Source organism: Uliginosibacterium sp. H1 (assembly GCF_036017065.1).
Classification (GTDB): domain Bacteria; phylum Pseudomonadota; class Gammaproteobacteria; order Burkholderiales; family Rhodocyclaceae; genus Uliginosibacterium.
The window spans coordinates 855,726-870,028 of sequence record NZ_JAYXHR010000001.1 but is presented as its reverse complement, the minus strand read 5'-3'; the positions used below and the strand labels follow the sequence as shown (position 1 = coordinate 870,028).

The 14,303-nt window shown below is 63.0% G+C and carries 15 protein-coding genes and 1 tRNA gene; 13 read left to right on the top strand and 3 right to left on the bottom strand.

What is annotated here, in order from left to right; all coding sequences use genetic code 11:
• Positions 1-64: 64 nt before the first annotated feature.
• The 7 genes from hfq to VVD47_RS03940 are packed head-to-tail and all read left to right on the top strand — an operon-like array spanning position 65 to position 6,323.
• The gene (hfq, locus tag VVD47_RS03970) at positions 65-310 is read left to right on the top strand and encodes an RNA chaperone Hfq (RefSeq protein WP_327602101.1); all 246 of its coding nucleotides are present in this window, start codon (positions 65-67) and stop codon (positions 308-310) included.
• 47 nt (positions 311-357) lie between these two features.
• A complete protein-coding gene (gene hflX / locus VVD47_RS03965; RefSeq protein WP_327602100.1) occupies positions 358-1,509 on the top strand; it encodes a ribosome rescue GTPase HflX in 1,152 nt (383 codons plus the stop codon).
• A 32-nt stretch (positions 1,510-1,541) separates the two neighbouring features.
• Entirely contained in the window at positions 1,542-2,768 is a 1,227-nt protein-coding gene (gene hflK / locus VVD47_RS03960) for an FtsH protease activity modulator HflK (protein ID WP_327602099.1), read from the top strand.
• A gap of 1 nt (position 2,769) precedes the next feature.
• The gene (gene hflC, locus VVD47_RS03955) at positions 2,770-3,654 is read left to right on the top strand and encodes a protease modulator HflC (RefSeq protein WP_327602098.1); all 885 of its coding nucleotides are present in this window, start codon (positions 2,770-2,772) and stop codon (positions 3,652-3,654) included.
• Between the two features lies 1 nt (position 3,655).
• Positions 3,656-3,841, top strand: coding sequence for a DUF2065 domain-containing protein (locus VVD47_RS03950; protein ID WP_327602097.1), 186 nt, complete (start codon positions 3,656-3,658; stop codon positions 3,839-3,841).
• Positions 3,842-3,846: 5 nt separating this feature from the next.
• The gene (locus VVD47_RS03945) at positions 3,847-5,013 is read left to right on the top strand and encodes an ATP phosphoribosyltransferase regulatory subunit (RefSeq protein WP_327602096.1); all 1,167 of its coding nucleotides are present in this window, start codon (positions 3,847-3,849) and stop codon (positions 5,011-5,013) included.
• A 5-nt stretch (positions 5,014-5,018) separates the two neighbouring features.
• Positions 5,019-6,323: an adenylosuccinate synthase gene (locus VVD47_RS03940; RefSeq protein ID WP_443080934.1), complete on the top strand. Its 1,305-nt coding sequence runs from the start codon at positions 5,019-5,021 to the stop codon at positions 6,321-6,323.
• Between the two features lie 150 nt (positions 6,324-6,473).
• Here the strand turns inward: VVD47_RS03940 and VVD47_RS03935 are convergent.
• A tRNA-Leu gene (locus VVD47_RS03935) sits at positions 6,474-6,558 on the bottom strand.
• Positions 6,559-6,592: 34 nt separating this feature from the next.
• On the opposite strand from VVD47_RS03935, the gene rnr reads away from it, so the two are divergent.
• Genes rnr through VVD47_RS03920 form a run of 3 tightly spaced genes read left to right on the top strand, consistent with a single transcriptional unit; the run spans position 6,593 to position 10,839 of the window.
• On the top strand, positions 6,593-9,229 hold the full coding sequence (gene rnr / locus VVD47_RS03930; RefSeq protein WP_327602094.1) for a ribonuclease R: 2,637 nt from the start codon (positions 6,593-6,595) through the stop codon (positions 9,227-9,229).
• On the top strand, positions 9,222-9,959 hold the full coding sequence (gene rlmB, locus VVD47_RS03925; protein ID WP_327602093.1) for a 23S rRNA (guanosine(2251)-2'-O)-methyltransferase RlmB: 738 nt from the start codon (positions 9,222-9,224) through the stop codon (positions 9,957-9,959). The genes rnr and rlmB overlap by 8 nt, the downstream gene beginning before the upstream one ends.
• 22 nt (positions 9,960-9,981) lie before the next feature.
• Positions 9,982-10,839 carry an SPFH domain-containing protein gene (locus VVD47_RS03920; RefSeq protein ID WP_327602092.1) on the top strand — a complete coding sequence of 286 codons (858 nt, stop codon included), beginning with the start codon at positions 9,982-9,984 and terminating at the stop codon, positions 10,837-10,839.
• Positions 10,840-10,883: 44 nt separating this feature from the next.
• Here the strand turns inward: VVD47_RS03920 and smpB are convergent, their stop codons facing one another.
• On the bottom strand, positions 10,884-11,333 hold the full coding sequence (smpB, locus tag VVD47_RS03915) for an SsrA-binding protein SmpB (RefSeq protein WP_327602091.1): 450 nt from the start codon (positions 11,331-11,333) through the stop codon (positions 10,884-10,886).
• 94 nt (positions 11,334-11,427) lie between these two features.
• Between smpB and VVD47_RS03910 the strand changes: the two genes are divergently transcribed.
• Positions 11,428-11,856: a type II toxin-antitoxin system RatA family toxin gene (locus tag VVD47_RS03910; protein WP_327602090.1), complete on the top strand. Its 429-nt coding sequence runs from the start codon at positions 11,428-11,430 to the stop codon at positions 11,854-11,856.
• A gap of 14 nt (positions 11,857-11,870) precedes the next feature.
• The gene (locus tag VVD47_RS03905) at positions 11,871-12,188 is read left to right on the top strand and encodes an RnfH family protein (RefSeq protein WP_327602089.1); all 318 of its coding nucleotides are present in this window, start codon (positions 11,871-11,873) and stop codon (positions 12,186-12,188) included.
• 19 nt (positions 12,189-12,207) lie between these two features.
• Here VVD47_RS03905 and VVD47_RS03900 read toward each other — a convergent pair whose 3' ends face one another.
• Positions 12,208-12,684, bottom strand: a complete 477-nt coding sequence (locus VVD47_RS03900; protein ID WP_327602088.1) for a DUF4124 domain-containing protein — start codon at positions 12,682-12,684, stop codon at positions 12,208-12,210.
• Positions 12,685-12,770: 86 nt separating this feature from the next.
• Here VVD47_RS03900 and guaB point away from each other — a divergent pair, with 86 nt between their 5' ends.
• Positions 12,771-14,231, top strand: coding sequence for an IMP dehydrogenase (gene guaB, locus VVD47_RS03895; protein WP_327603179.1), 1,461 nt, complete (start codon positions 12,771-12,773; stop codon positions 14,229-14,231).
• Positions 14,232-14,303 lie beyond the last annotated feature (72 nt).

The following is a 14,303-nucleotide window of genomic DNA, read 5'->3' as shown; positions in this document are numbered from 1 at the left end:
GGGGCGGCGTGACAGTCTGCGGTAACTACTTTTCATTCCAAATAACAACATTGAGGGCCACAACATGAGCAACAAAGGCCAACTCCTGCAGGATCCCTTTCTCAATACCCTGCGTCGCGAGCACATCCCCGTTTCCATCTACCTCGTCAATGGCATCAAGCTGCAAGGCCATATCGAGTCCTTCGACCAGTACGTCGTGCTGCTGAAGAACACCGTCACCCAGATGGTGTACAAGCACGCGATCTCCACGGTCGTGCCGGCACGCGCTGTCAGCATTCCGCACGACAACGCCGACGCCAAGGAATCCTGAGCGCGTGGTGTTGTCTTCCAGGCTGTACCGCCTGAACAAGGCCTGCCGTGTTTGACAGGCCGGGTTCAGGCAATCGCGCACTACTCGTTCAGATTGATTTTGGTGCCGGCGGCGTTGCCGAGCGCCTGGAAGAGCTCAAGCTGCTGGCCGGCTCCGCCGGGGCCGAGACGCTCGGCGTGGTGCAGGCCAGGCGTGCTGCGCCCGATCCGGCGCTGTTTGTCGGCAAAGGCAAGGCCGATGAAATTGCAGAGACGGCCATCGCGCTCGGCGCGGAAATCGTCATCTTCAATCACGAACTGTCACCGGCCCAGCAGCGCAACCTGGAAGGGCGCTTCAAGCTGCGTGTGGTCGACCGCAATTCGCTGATCCTCGATATCTTTGCGCTGCGCGCCAAGAGCCACGAGGGCAAGCTCCAGGTCGAACTTGCGCAACTTGAGCACATGGCCACGCGACTTGTCCGCGGCTGGACTCACCTTGAACGGCAGAAGGGTGGCATCGGCCTGCGTGGTCCCGGTGAAACCCAGCTGGAGACGGACCGTCGTCTGCTCGGCAACCGCGTCAAGCTGCTGAAGGAACGCCTTCGCCAGCTCGAAAAGCAGCGCCGGGTGCGGCGTCGCGCACGCGAGCGCAAGGAGGTGCCGACCGTCTCTTTGGTCGGCTATACCAACGCCGGCAAGTCCACGCTGTTCAATGCACTGACCAAGGCGGGTGCCTACGCGGCCGACCAGTTGTTCGCGACGCTGGATACCACCAGCCGTCGCGTCTACCTGCAGGATGCGGACCGGCACATCATCCTTTCGGATACGGTCGGCTTCATCCGCGATCTGCCACACTCGGTGGTGGCCGCTTTCCATGCCACGCTCGAGGAAACCGCGTCGGCCGACCTGCTGTTGCATGTCGTCGATGCATCCAGTCCGGAACGCGACGAGCAGATCGAAGTCGTAAACGGCGTGTTGCGAGAGATTGGCGCCGGTGACGTACCGCAGTTGATAGTCTGGAACAAGATCGACGCCACCCATGGACAGCCCGGGCTGGAGCGGGGCGACGACCTTGCACCCTATGGTAATATCGCGCGGGTTTCGCTCAGCGCCCGCACCGGCGCGGGCCTGGAGTTGTTGAGGGAGGCGCTGGTCGCCACGTTGTTCCCCAGCCTGCCCCCGCCGGAAGCCCAGTTCGCCCCTTCCGGGCTCACCTACTAAGCATGATTGCACCCGTGATTACTGGAATCTTCATGTCATTGAACGACCCACGCTGGGGAAACAACAACCAGGGCGGCAATCGCGGCGGCGGTGATCAAGGACCGCCTGATCTGGAAGAAGTGTGGCGCGACCTGAATCGTCGTCTGTCCGGCATTTTCGGCCGCAAGACCCCGGGTGGTTCCGGTGGTAACGGTGGCAGCAGCGGTGGCGGTGACAACAACTTCTCTCCGCGTCAGCTTGGCGGTGGCCTCGGTCTGGTGATCGGCGTCGTGGTACTGCTATGGCTGGGGAGTGGTTTCTACAGTGTCGATGCCAGCCAGAAGGGTGTGGTCCTGCGCTTCGGCAAGTTCAAGGAAATCACGGATGAAGGTCTGCAATGGCGTTTGCCGTTCCCCTTCGAGACGCATGAACTGGTGAACGTCACCGGCGTGCGCACCGTGGAGGTGGGTTATCGCGGCAACGAGCGTGCGAAGGATCTGCGCGAAGCGCTGATGCTCACCGACGACGAGAACATCATCAATATCCAGTTCGCCGTGCAGTACACGCTGAGCGATGCCCGTGCCTTCGTGTTCAACAGCCGCGACCCGGATGACGCCGTCAAGCAGGCCGCCGAAACCGCCATGCGCGAGATCGTCGGCAAGAGCAAGATGGATTTCGTCCTGTATGAAGGCCGCGAAGCGATCGCCAAGAACGCCCAGGTGCTGATGCAGGAAATCCTCAACCGTTATGAGATCGGCATCCAGATCAACAAGGTCACGATGCAGAACGCCCAGCCGCCGGAGCAGGTGCAGGAAGCGTTCAACGACGCCGTGAAGGCCGGTCAGGATCGCGAGCGCCTCAAGAACGAAGGCGAAGCGTATGCCAACGACGTCATTCCCAAAGCCAAGGGTACGGCTTCGCGCCTGATGGAAGAGGCGCAGGGCTATGCGGCCCGCGTCGTCTCGCAGGCCGAAGGTGATGGCAGCCGCTTCAAGCAGGTCTACACCGAGTACGCCAAGGCCCCTGAAGTTACCCGCAACCGGATGTATCTGGACACCATGCAGCAGGTCTACAACAACACGACGAAGATCATGGTCGACACCAGCGGCAGCGGTAATCTGCTCTATCTGCCGCTGGACAAGATCATGCAGGCGGCCGGCGCGGCAACTGCTGCCGATGCGACGCGCGCCCCGGAGCCCACTGCCACGGTGCCGCCACCGACACCACAGCCGGTGGATCGTCGCGAAGCGCTGCGCAACCGTGACCGGGGAGATCGCTGAGATGCGTGATCGTCTGCCCGTTTTCGTCGGCCTGCTGCTGTTCGTGGTCGTGCTGCTGTCGATGTCCCTCTTCACTGTGGACCAGCGCCAGTACGCGCTCGTGTTCCAGCTGGGTGAAATCAAGAGAACCGTTTCCGAGCCCGGCCTGAAATTCAAATGGCCGTTGATCCAGAACGTCCGCTACTACGACCGCCGCATCCTGACGTCGGATACCGTCGAGCCGGAGCTCTTCCAGACCGCGGAAAAGAAGAACGTGCTGGTCGACCTCTTCGTGAAGTGGCGCATCGCCGACCCGGCCTTGTACTACCGCTCGTTCAGTGGCGAAGAGTCGCGCGCCCGTAACCGCCTCGAACAGACCGTGAACTCCGGCCTGCGCGAAGAGTTCGGTCGCCGTACCGTGCACGAGGTGGTGTCCGGCGAACGCGGCGCCATCATGGATGTAGTGCGCAAGAAGGCTGATGACGATGCCCGCCGTTTCGGCATGCAGATCGTTGATGTTCGTCTGAAGCGTGTCGATCTGCCCGATGCCGTCAGCGATTCCGTCTATCGCCGCATGGAAGCCGAGCGCAAGCGGGTCGCCAACGAATTGCGCTCCACGGGTTCTGCGGAAGCCGAGAAGATCAAGGCCGATGCCGACCGTCAGCGCGAGGTCATCGTGGCCGAGGCCTACCGCGATGCCCAGAAGCTGAAGGGTGAGGGCGACGCCAAGGCGGCCGCCATCTATTCCGAAGCTTTCGGTCGCAGCCCCGAGTTCTACCGGTTCTACCGCAGCCTGGAAGCCTACAAGCAGAGCTTCCGCAGCAAGAACGACGTGCTGGTGGTCGAGCCGAATACCGAGTTCTTCCGGTATCTGAAGGGCAGCGGCGGGGCGCAGGGCACCAAGTAAAATGCTGTCGTACCTGCTGACAGCCTTCGCACTGATGCTGGTGCTCGAAGGCTTGTTGCCCTTTCTCGCGCCTGGCGTATGGCGCGAAACCTTCAAACGCATCACCGCGATGGCGGATGGTCAGGTCCGCTTCATCGGGCTGACATCCATGATCGTCGGCTTGGTGCTTCTCATCCTGTTGCACTGATTTCAATGGCTTTGCCGCGCTGGGCCCTGCCCGAACATTTCGAGGATGTACTGCCTTTCGACGCCTTGCGCGTCGAGGGTTTGCGTCGTGCCTTGCTGGACGAGTTCCGCCTTCACGGCTATCAGCTCGTCGTGCCGCCGATGGTGGAGCACCTGGATTCGCTCGTCTCCGGTACCGGCCAGGACATGGCCGACAGCACCTTCAAGCTGGCGGACCAGTTGTCCGGCCGCACGCTGGGCCTGCGTGCAGACATCACGCCGCAGGTGACGCGCATTGACGCCCACCTGCTGAATCGTCGGGGCGTGGCGCGCCTGTGTTACTGCGGTAGCGTCGTGCATACCTTGCCGCGGGCGCTGACAGCGAGCCGGGAGCCGATCCAGATCGGTGCCGAGCTGTACGGCCATGCCGGCATCGAGGCGGACGAAGAAATCCTGCGCCTGCTCGCGCGTGGGCTCGACATTGCCGGCCTGAGTGGCCTGCGTATCGATCTGGGACATGTCGGCATCTTCCGCGCCCTGTCGCGCATGGCGGAGCTGGACGATGCGGCCGAGGAGCTTTTGTTCGACATCCTGCAGTCCAAGGACGTACCGGCCCTGCGCGAATTCGCCGCGGACCTGCCGGAGACCGTGCGCGCGCCCTTGCTGGCCTTGCCCAGTCTCTACGGTGGCGCCGACGTCCTGGTGAAAGCCTACGAGCAGCTCTCGGCGGTGCCGGATGTCCGCATCGCCCTGGATGAGTTGCTGCACCTCGCCAAGCGCCTGCACGACCTGCCGATCAGCTTCGATCTGGCCGATCTGCGTGGCTACCACTACCACACAGGGCTGGTGTTCGCCGCCTACTGCGGCAATTCGGCTGCAGCGGTGGCGCTGGGCGGGCGCTATAACGAATCGGGGCAGGCCTTCGGCCGGGCCCGGCCGGCAACGGGTTTCAGCCTGGATCTGCGTGATCTGGTCAGCGCATCGTCCGCGACGGCTCCGGTTGCAAGCGCGATCCTCGCGCCCGTGGCTGGCGATGCGGGGCTGGCCGATGCGGTCGCTGCCTTGCGCGCAGACGGCGAAGTGATCGTCATCGAGTTGCCGGGCCACGAAGGTACCTGGCGTGAGGCGGGTTGCGACCGCCGACTGGTTTTGCGGGACGACGCATGGCGCGTCGAGCCCCTGCTTGGAGATTGATGGGAATGGCAAAGAACGTAGTCGTAGTCGGTACCCAGTGGGGCGACGAAGGCAAGGGCAAGGTCGTCGACTGGTTGACCGATCACGCTCAGGGCGTGGTGCGCTTCCAGGGCGGCCACAATGCCGGCCATACCCTTGTCATCAAGGGCAAGAAGTACGCGCTGAACCTGATTCCGTCCGGCATCATGCGCGACGGCGTGGCCTGCTACATCGGCAACGGTGTGGTGTTGTCCGCTTCGCATCTGCTGTCCGAAATCGACAAGCTGGAAGCGGGCGGCATCGAGGTGCGTTCGCGCCTGAAGATCAGCGAGGCCTGCCCGCTGATCCTACCGTTCCACAGTGCGGTGGACCTCGCGCGCGAAGAGGCCCGTGGTGGCGCCAAGATCGGCACCACCGGCAAGGGCATCGGCCCGGCCTACGAGGACAAGGTGGCACGCCGTGCACTGCGTGTACTCGACCTGTTCCACCCGGAGCGCTTTGCGGAAAAGCTGCGCGCGACGATGGACTTCCACAACTTCATGCTGGAAAAGCAGTTGGGCGGAAAGCCGGTCGACTACCAGCAGACGCTGGATGAGGCACTGGCCCTGGTCCCGCGTATCCGCCCGCTGGTGGCCGACGTGTCGGCTGCGCTGCACGTCGCGCACAAGCGTGGCGAGAACCTGCTGTTCGAGGGCGCACAAGGCACGCTGCTGGACGTGGATCACGGCACCTATCCGTACGTGACTTCCAGCAACTGCGTGGCGGGTGCCGCCAGTGCCGGTGCAGGCGTGGGCCCGGGCATGCTGCACTACGTGCTGGGCATCACCAAGGCCTACACGACCCGCGTGGGTTCCGGCCCCTTCCCGAGCGAGCTGCCTATCGAGGAAGAGGGCAGCGTGGGCCATCACCTGTCGACGATCGGCCATGAGCGCGGCACGGTGACGGGCCGCGTGCGTCGTTGCGGCTGGTTCGATGCGGCAGCGCTGCGTCGCTCGATCCAGATCAACGGTGTTACCGGCCTGTGCCTCACCAAGCTCGACGTGCTGGACGGTATCGAAGAACTGCAGATCTGCACCGGCTACCGTGTCGATGGTGGCGTGTCGGATCTGCTGCCGGTAGGGTCGGAGAGCGTCGGCGCGTGTGAGCCTATCTACGAGACCATGCCCGGCTGGACGGAGTCGTCGGTGGGCGCCAAGCGTGTCGAGGACCTGCCCGCCAATGCCCGTGCGTACATCAAGCGTATCGAGGAACTGTGCGAGATTCCGGTGGACATGATCTCGACCGGACCGGACCGCGAAGAAACGATTGTCCTGCGCCACCCGTTCCAGTGATCTGTCCATGCGAGGCGCAAACAACACGGCAAAGCGGTCGTGTTGTTTGCGCCTCGCTGTTTTCGGCGCTACCGGAACGCGCCGTTCTTGTTCAACGGAAAAGCAGAAAACAAAAAAGCCGACCTTTTGGGTCGGCTTCCTTGCGAAATTTGGTGCCCAGGAGAGGACTCGAACCTCCACACCTTGCGGCACTAGTACCTGAAACTAGCGCGTCTACCAATTTCGCCACCTGGGCAACGAAGACCGCCATTATAAGTGACCAATACTGAATGTCAACATCAAAAAAGAAAAACACCCGACTCCCCGCCGTCCGCCGTGCCGACCCCTTCTTTGCGCGCGAGTCGGAGAAATATGACGAACCGCTGCCCAGCCGCGAGTACATCGAGCAGGTCCTGGCCGAGCAATCACGCCCGATGGACTTCGATGCCTTGCGCGCCTTCTTTGCCATCACCACCGAAGAAGAGCAGCACTTCGCGCGCCGTCTTTCTGCCATGGAGCGTGCCGGCCAGTTGTTGCGCAACCGGCGTGGCGATTACATCCTGCCGGAGAAAGCTGCACTGATCCGCGGTCGTGTCGAAGGGCATCCGGATGGCTTTGGCTTCCTGATTCCGGAAGACGACGGCGACCACATCTTCCTCGGGCCGCGGGCGATGCGTGAAGTCCTGCATGGTGATCGCGTGCTGGTGCAGGTGATTGGCAAGGACCAGCGCGGACGCCCGGAAGGCAAGATCGTCGAGGTGCTTGATCGCGCCAACACCCGCGTCATCGGTCGAGTGGTGATGGAGCAGGGTGTGGCGATCGTGGCGCCGGAGAACCGTCGCATCAGCCAGGACATCCTGCTGGCGCCGGGCGGCAAGACGAGGCCGCAACCCGGTCAGGTCGTGACCGTCGAGCTCACCCAGCAGCCAGGCCCGCACAGCAAGCCGATCGGGCGCATCGTGGAGACGCTGGGCAACTATGCCGACGACGGCATGGAGATCGAGATTGCGCTGCGCAAGCACGATCTGCCTTTCGAGTTTCCGGCCGACGTGAAAGCCGAGGCGCGCAAGCTGCCTGACGTCGTGCGCAAGAAGGACCTGACGGGGCGCGAAGACCTTCGTCACTTGCCACTGGTCACGATTGACGGCGAAACGGCCAAGGATTTCGACGACGCCGTGTACGCCGAAAAGCAGGGGCGCGGTTGGCGCCTGCTGGTGGCCATTGCCGACGTCAGCCACTATGTGACGCCGGGCTCGGCGCTGGATCGTGAAGGCCTGAATCGCGGCAATTCCGTGTATTTCCCGCGTCGCGTGATTCCGATGCTGCCGGAGAAGCTGTCCAACGGACTGTGCTCGCTGAACCCGGAGGTCGACCGTCTGTGCATGGTCTGCGACATGTCGATCTCGACGACCGGTGAGATCAAGCAGTATCGCTTCTACCCGGCTGTCATGTACTCGCATGCCCGCCTGACCTACAACCGCGTGGCGGCCGCGCTGTACGACAAGGATGCTGCCGAGCAGGAGCGCATCGGTGCGCTGATGCCGCAACTTGAAAGCCTCGATGCGGTGTTCCGCATCCTGCTCAAGGCGCGCGCAAAACGTGGCGCCATCGATTTCGAGACGGTCGAGACGCGCATGATCTTCAACGAGCACGGCAAGATCGAACGCATCGTGCCCGAGTCGCGCAACGATGCGCATCGCGTCATCGAGGAGTGCATGCTGGCGGCCAATGTGTGTGCATCGGACTTTCTTGCCAGGCACGAACACCCGACGCTGTACCGTATCCACGAGCGGCCGACGCCGGAGAAGCTGGAGAAGCTGCGCGCCTTCCTGTCCGAGTTCGGCCTGACGCTGGGCGGCGGTGAGGAGCCAAAGGCTGCGGATTTTGCCAGGGTCATCGACGAGATCCGTGAGCGTCCGGATTTCGGATTGATCCAGACGGTGATGCTGCGCTCCCTCCAGCAGGCCATGTACAGCCCCGACAACGTGGGCCACTTCGGCCTCGCTTACGACGCGTATGCGCACTTCACCTCGCCCATCCGTCGCTACCCGGACCTGCTGGTGCATCGCGCCATCAAGGCCGTGCTCAATCGCGCGCAGTACGTTCCGATGGTCGAGGGCGTCGAACTGATGCCCGACACGCGCCGTGTGAAGCGGGTGCGCAACGAGGACGGGAAGAGCGAACAACCGCAGCAGCGCAAGGCGGCCAAGCAAGGGCTGTGGGAGTCCATCGGGGTCCATTGTTCGATGACCGAGCGCCGTGCCGACGAGGCCAGCCGCGACGTGCAGACCTGGTTGAAGTGCTTCTACATGCAGGATCACGTGGGCTCGGAATTCTCCGGCAGCATCTCGGCGGCGACTTCCTTCGGCATCTTCGTGACCCTGGATGAGCTGTTCGTCGAAGGCCTGGTGCACATCTCCGACCTTGGTGCCGACTACTTCCATTTCGATGAGGCACGTCACGAACTGGTGGGCGAGCGCACGGGCAGGCGTTTCCGCTTGTCCGACCGGGTGCGCGTGCAGGTGGTGAGAGTGGATCTGGAGAGTCGCAAGATCGACTTCCGCCTGGTTGAGGAAAAACCGGGCGAAGAATCCGGAAAGGCTGGCGAGAAGAAAGTGCCCGGGAAGCAGGTGAAGGTGGCAGCGAAGCCTCCGATCGAAAATGACGTCGATGCCAGCCCACCAAAACGCGCCGCCAGGGCGGTGAAGCCCCCCGTGAAAGAAGAAGAGCCGGTGAGCTGGCGCGAACTGGCCGGCCTGCCTGCAGACGGCATGGTGAAGGCCCTGCGCGATGCTGGAGGTACGCGTGGTGGTGCAGAGCGGCCCGCCAGAACGCCAAGCAAGACAGGCGCGAGCAAGGCAAAATCCGCTCCTCGAACGACCAAGGCGAGCGAAGCTACTCGCGGAAAGGCAAAACGGCGTGGCTGAAACCCGTTTCATCTATGGCTTTCATGCCGTTGCAGCAAAGCTGCGTAACGACCCCGAGGGTGTGCTGGAAATCCATGTCGCTGCGCAGCGCCAGGATGCGCGCGCGCGCGATTTGCTGGTGCGTGCGGAAGCGGCCGGCGTCCGGGTGATTCCCTCCGATGCGGCGCGGCTGGATGGCATGGCTGGTGGCCAGCGGCACCAGGGCGTGGTCGCGAAGGTGGATGCGCGTCGCCGCGAGCTGAAGCTCGACGACGTGCTGGAGAACCTGAGCGAACCGGCCTTGCTACTGGTGCTGGACGGCGTGCAGGACCCCCACAACCTCGGCGCTTGCTTGCGAGTGGCCGATGCGGCGGGCGCGCACGCGGTGATCGCGCCGAAGGATCGCGCGGCAGGGCTCAATGCCACTGCCATCAAGGTGGCCAGCGGTGCGGCAGATACGGTGCCCTATATCACTGTGACCAATCTGGCGCGAAGCCTGCGGGAAATGCAGGAGGCGGGGGTGTGGGTAATCGGCGCTGCAGGCGAGGCGGAAAAGACCATCCATGCGATCGACCAGCGCGGGCCGACAGCCTGGGTGCTGGGGGCCGAGGGCGACGGCATGCGTCGCCTGACGCGCGAGACCTGTGACGAGCTCGCGAAGATTCCGATGGTGGGGACGGTGGAGAGCCTCAACGTGTCAGTCGCCAGTGGTATCTGTCTGTTCGAAGCACGGCGCCAGCGCGGCGCCTGATCCGCATCATCCGGGAGCCAGCATGGAAGGTTTGATTGTTGTCATCGCGTTTGCCGCCTTCGTCGTCATTACGATTGCCAAGGGGGTGCGCATCGTGCCGCAGGGGCAGGAGTGGGTGGTCGAGCGGCTGGGGCGTTACCAGCGCACCATCATGCCCGGCCTGTCGATCCTGATTCCCTATCTGGACGCGGTGGCCTACAAGGTCGTCACCAAGGACCTGATTCTCGATGTGCAGCAGCAGGAGGTGATCACGCGCGACAACGCGGTGATCCTGACCAATGCGCTGGCCTTCATCAAGGTGACCGACCCGGTGAAGGCGGTGTATGGCGTGACCGATTTCCAGGAGGCGATCCGCAACCTGGTGATGACCACGCTTCGGTCCATCGTCGGTGAGATGGAGCTGGACGAGGCGCTGTCGTCGCGCGACAAGATCAAGGCCCGCCTGCGCGAGAGCATCGCGGACGAAGCGATCGACTGGGGCATCGGCATCAAGTCCGTGGAGATCCAGGACATCAAGCCTTCGGAGTCGATGCAGAAAGCCATGGAAATGCAGGCGGCTGCCGAGCGCGAACGCAAGGCGATGGTCACGCGTGCCGAAGGTGACAAGCAGTCGGCGATCCTGGAGGCGGAGGCGCGCCTGGAAGCGGCCAAGCGTGACGCGAATGCACAGGTCGCGTTGGCGGCTTCGTCCGCCGAGGCGATCCGTCGGGTGAAGGACGCGGTGGGCGACGACACGACGCCGGTGATGTACATCCTTGGCGAGAAGTACATCAACGCCCTGGACAAGCTGGCCCATTCGCCGAACAGCAAGATCGTGATGTTGCCCGGCGATCTGCAGGAAGCTGTCGCCCGCGCAGTCGGCGCGATGCGCAAACCGTGAGCTGACTGTTCTGGTTGTCGCGCTGCCGCTGAGTCCAGAAGGGCTCAGCGCACCTTGTCGCGCATGAGGCGTTGCTTTTCGCGATCCCAGTCCCGCTGTTTCTCGGTGTCGCGTTTGTCGTACTGCTTCTTGCCCTTGGCGAGGCCGATTTCCATCTTCACCCGGCCGCGGGTGTAGTGCAGATCCAGCGGGACAAGGGTGAAGCCGGCACGCTCCACCTTGCCGATCAGCTTGCTGATTTCTTCCGCATGCAGCAGCAACTTGCGGGTGCGCACCGGGTCCGGCTTGATGTGCGTCGATGCGGTCGGCAACGGCGAAATATGCATGCCGATCACATACACCTGGGCATCGCGCAGCACCACGTAGGCTTCCTTGATCTGCGCGCGACCGTCTCGGATCGCCTTGACCTCCCAGCCCTCGAGCGCAAGGCCGGCCTCGAAGCGTTCTTCGATGAAGTACTCGTGGAAGGCCTTGCGGTTGTCGATGATGCTCATTGTGTCGTCAGTGTCGCGCGCGGGCCCATCTGGCGGACCATCGGCTAGAATCGGACATTCTAACTGCCCGCCTCCGTCTGCCGCAAAAACGCTCATGGCCGAAGTCAGAAAAACCGTGCTGATAGAGCGCACCCCCGCGCACATGTTCGAACTCGTGGACCGGGTGGAAGCGTATCCGCAGTTCCTGCCCTGGTGTGCCGGTGGAGAAGTCGTCGAGCGAACGGAGACGCTGACGGTGGCGACCTTGCACATCAACTATCACGGCATCAAATCCCAATTCACGACGGCCAATACCAAGGTGCCGCCCGGAGAAATGCGGATCGCCCTGCGTGATGGCCCTTTCCGTCATCTGGAAGGGGAGTGGCGATTCATCCCGTTGGGAGAAGCCGCCTGCAAGATCGAGTTCCGCCTTTACTACGAATTCTCGAACAAGCTGCTGGAAAAGGTGGTGGGACCGGTGTTCCATCACATCGCCACCACCTTCGTCGATGCCTTCGTGAAGCGCGCGCAGCAGGTGGGGTGATGGCCGCGCCGCGCATGATCGCCGTCGAAGTCAGCTATGCCGCCACGCCGCAGGCGCAGCAGGTTGTGAGCTTGCACCTGGAGTTGGGCAGCACGGCGGAGGACGCGGTGTCCGCATCAGGTTTGCTGCGGATGTTTCCCGAGATATCACTAGGCAGCGTCAACCAGTTGGGGGTGTTCGGGAAGCTGGCAAGGCCCGAAGACGTCCTTCACGATGGTGATCGCGTGGAAATCTATCGCCCGTTGCTGGCCGACCCGAAGGAGGTTCGCCGCAGGAGGGCGGAAGAAGGCAAGGCCATGAAAAAAGGCGGCGGGCCTAAAGCCGCCGCCTGACTTGGGACGCTGGCGGGAATCAGCGGCAGTCGCGGGCGTGCTGCGCGCGGAGCCGGTCAGCCTCGGCGCGGATCGCGTCGTCACTCATGTAGTCCCGTTCTCCGTTCGGCCCGGCTTGCGTGATCCTGCCGCCTTGGTCGAGCATGGTGATGTTGCGCTGCAGGTCGTTGCAATAGGCGGATTTCTCCGCCTTCTGTGCGTCGGCTTTGCGCTTTGCTTCATCGCTTGCGGCTTGATCCGCCTTGCGTTGCCGGTACTCAAGGTCTTTCTCCGCCCAGGACTTGGGGCTTGAAGCAGTCGCGGCCGGTTTTGACTGGCTTGTCGGAGCAGTCGTGCTGACGGTTCCGCCGCCGCGTACAGGCTGCGCGTTTACGCCCGCAGGCGGGCTGTCCGCGTAATGCACGCGACCACTGGCGTCTTTCCAGGTGTAGATCTGGGCGCTGGTGGCGCCGGCAAACAGGACTAGGGCAAAAGCGGTCAGGCTGTTACGGGACATGTGTTCTCCAGGTGACGCTTTCCACCGGTTTTGCAGCAAGCCGGCGCGATCCGTATAATGCGTCTTTGCGTGCAAGGATAGTAGATATGCGCCTGATTCAGAAGGCCCTGACGTTTGACGACGTCCTGCTCGTTCCCGCCCATTCAGACGTGCTGCCGAAGGATGTCAGCCTCGCCTCGAAGCTGACTCGCAACGTCTCCCTGAACATCCCCTTGGTCTCCGCCGCAATGGATACGGTGACCGAGTCGCGCCTGGCGATTGCCTTGGCGCAAGAGGGCGGGATGGGCATCATCCACAAGAACTTTCCCGCCAAGCAGCAGGCTCAGGAAGTCGCTCGCGTGAAGCGTTTCGAATCGGGCGTACTGCGCGACCCGATCACGATTCCGCCTACGCTGAGTGTACGGCAGGTGCTGGCGCTGACCCGCCAGCACAAAATCTCCGGCCTGCCGGTGGTGGATGGCGGACGGGTGGTGGGCATCGTTACCAACCGTGACCTGCGGTTCGAGACCAATCTCGACCAGCCTGTTTCCGCCATCATGACGCCGGGTAACCGCTTGGTGACCGTGCCGGAAGGCACTTCGCTGGAAGACGCCAAGGCGCTGATGCACAAGCACCGCCTGGAGCGCGTCCTGGTGCTGAAGAGCAGTGGCGAGCTGTACGGTCTGGTGACGGTCAAGGACATTCTGAAATCCACTGAGCACCCGCTGGCCGCAAAGGACGCACAGGGTCGCCTGCGCGTCGGTGCGGCGGTTGGTGTCGGTGCGGGTACCGAAGAGCGCGTCGAGTTGCTGGCGGAGGCTGGTGTCGACGTCATCGTCGTGGATACTGCTCACGGCCATTCACAAGGCGTCATCGACCGTGTGAGCTGGGTGAAGAAGAACTTCCCGCAAGTCGAGGTCATCGGCGGCAACATTGCCACGGGTGACGCGGCGCTTGCGCTGGTCGAAGCCGGGGCGGATGCAGTGAAGGTCGGCATCGGCCCTGGCTCCATCTGCACCACTCGTATCGTGGCCGGCGTCGGCGTGCCGCAGATCACGGCCATCGACAATGTGGCCAAGGCGCTGGATGGCAGCGGTGTGCCGTTCATTGCCGACGGTGGCATCCGCTATTCGGGTGACATCTCCAAGGCCATCGCCGCCGGTGCCTACGCCGTGATGCTGGGTGGTCTGTTTGCCGGCACCGAAGAGGCGCCGGGCGAGACCGTGCTGTTCCAGGGCCGCAGCTACAAGAGCTATCGCGGCATGGGCAGCCTGGGCGCCATGCAGCAAGGTGCGGCGGACCGCTATTTCCAGGATGCCGAGAACAATGCGGACAAGCTGGTGCCCGAAGGCATCGAAGGCCGCGTGCCTTACAAGGGCCCGGTTTCTGCTGTGATCCATCAACTGATGGGCGGCCTGCGGGCATCGATGGGTTACGTCGGTTGTGGCTCCATCGAAGCCATGCGTACGCGCGCCCAGTTTGTCGAGATTACTTCGGCAGGCATGCGTGAATCGCATGTGCATGACGTCCAGATCACCAAGGAAGCACCCAACTACCACCAGGATTGATCGGCCGTCGAGTGGATCAAGGCGTCCCTTCCGGACGCCTTTCTCTTTTGGCTCATCCGGTTCATTCCCCAA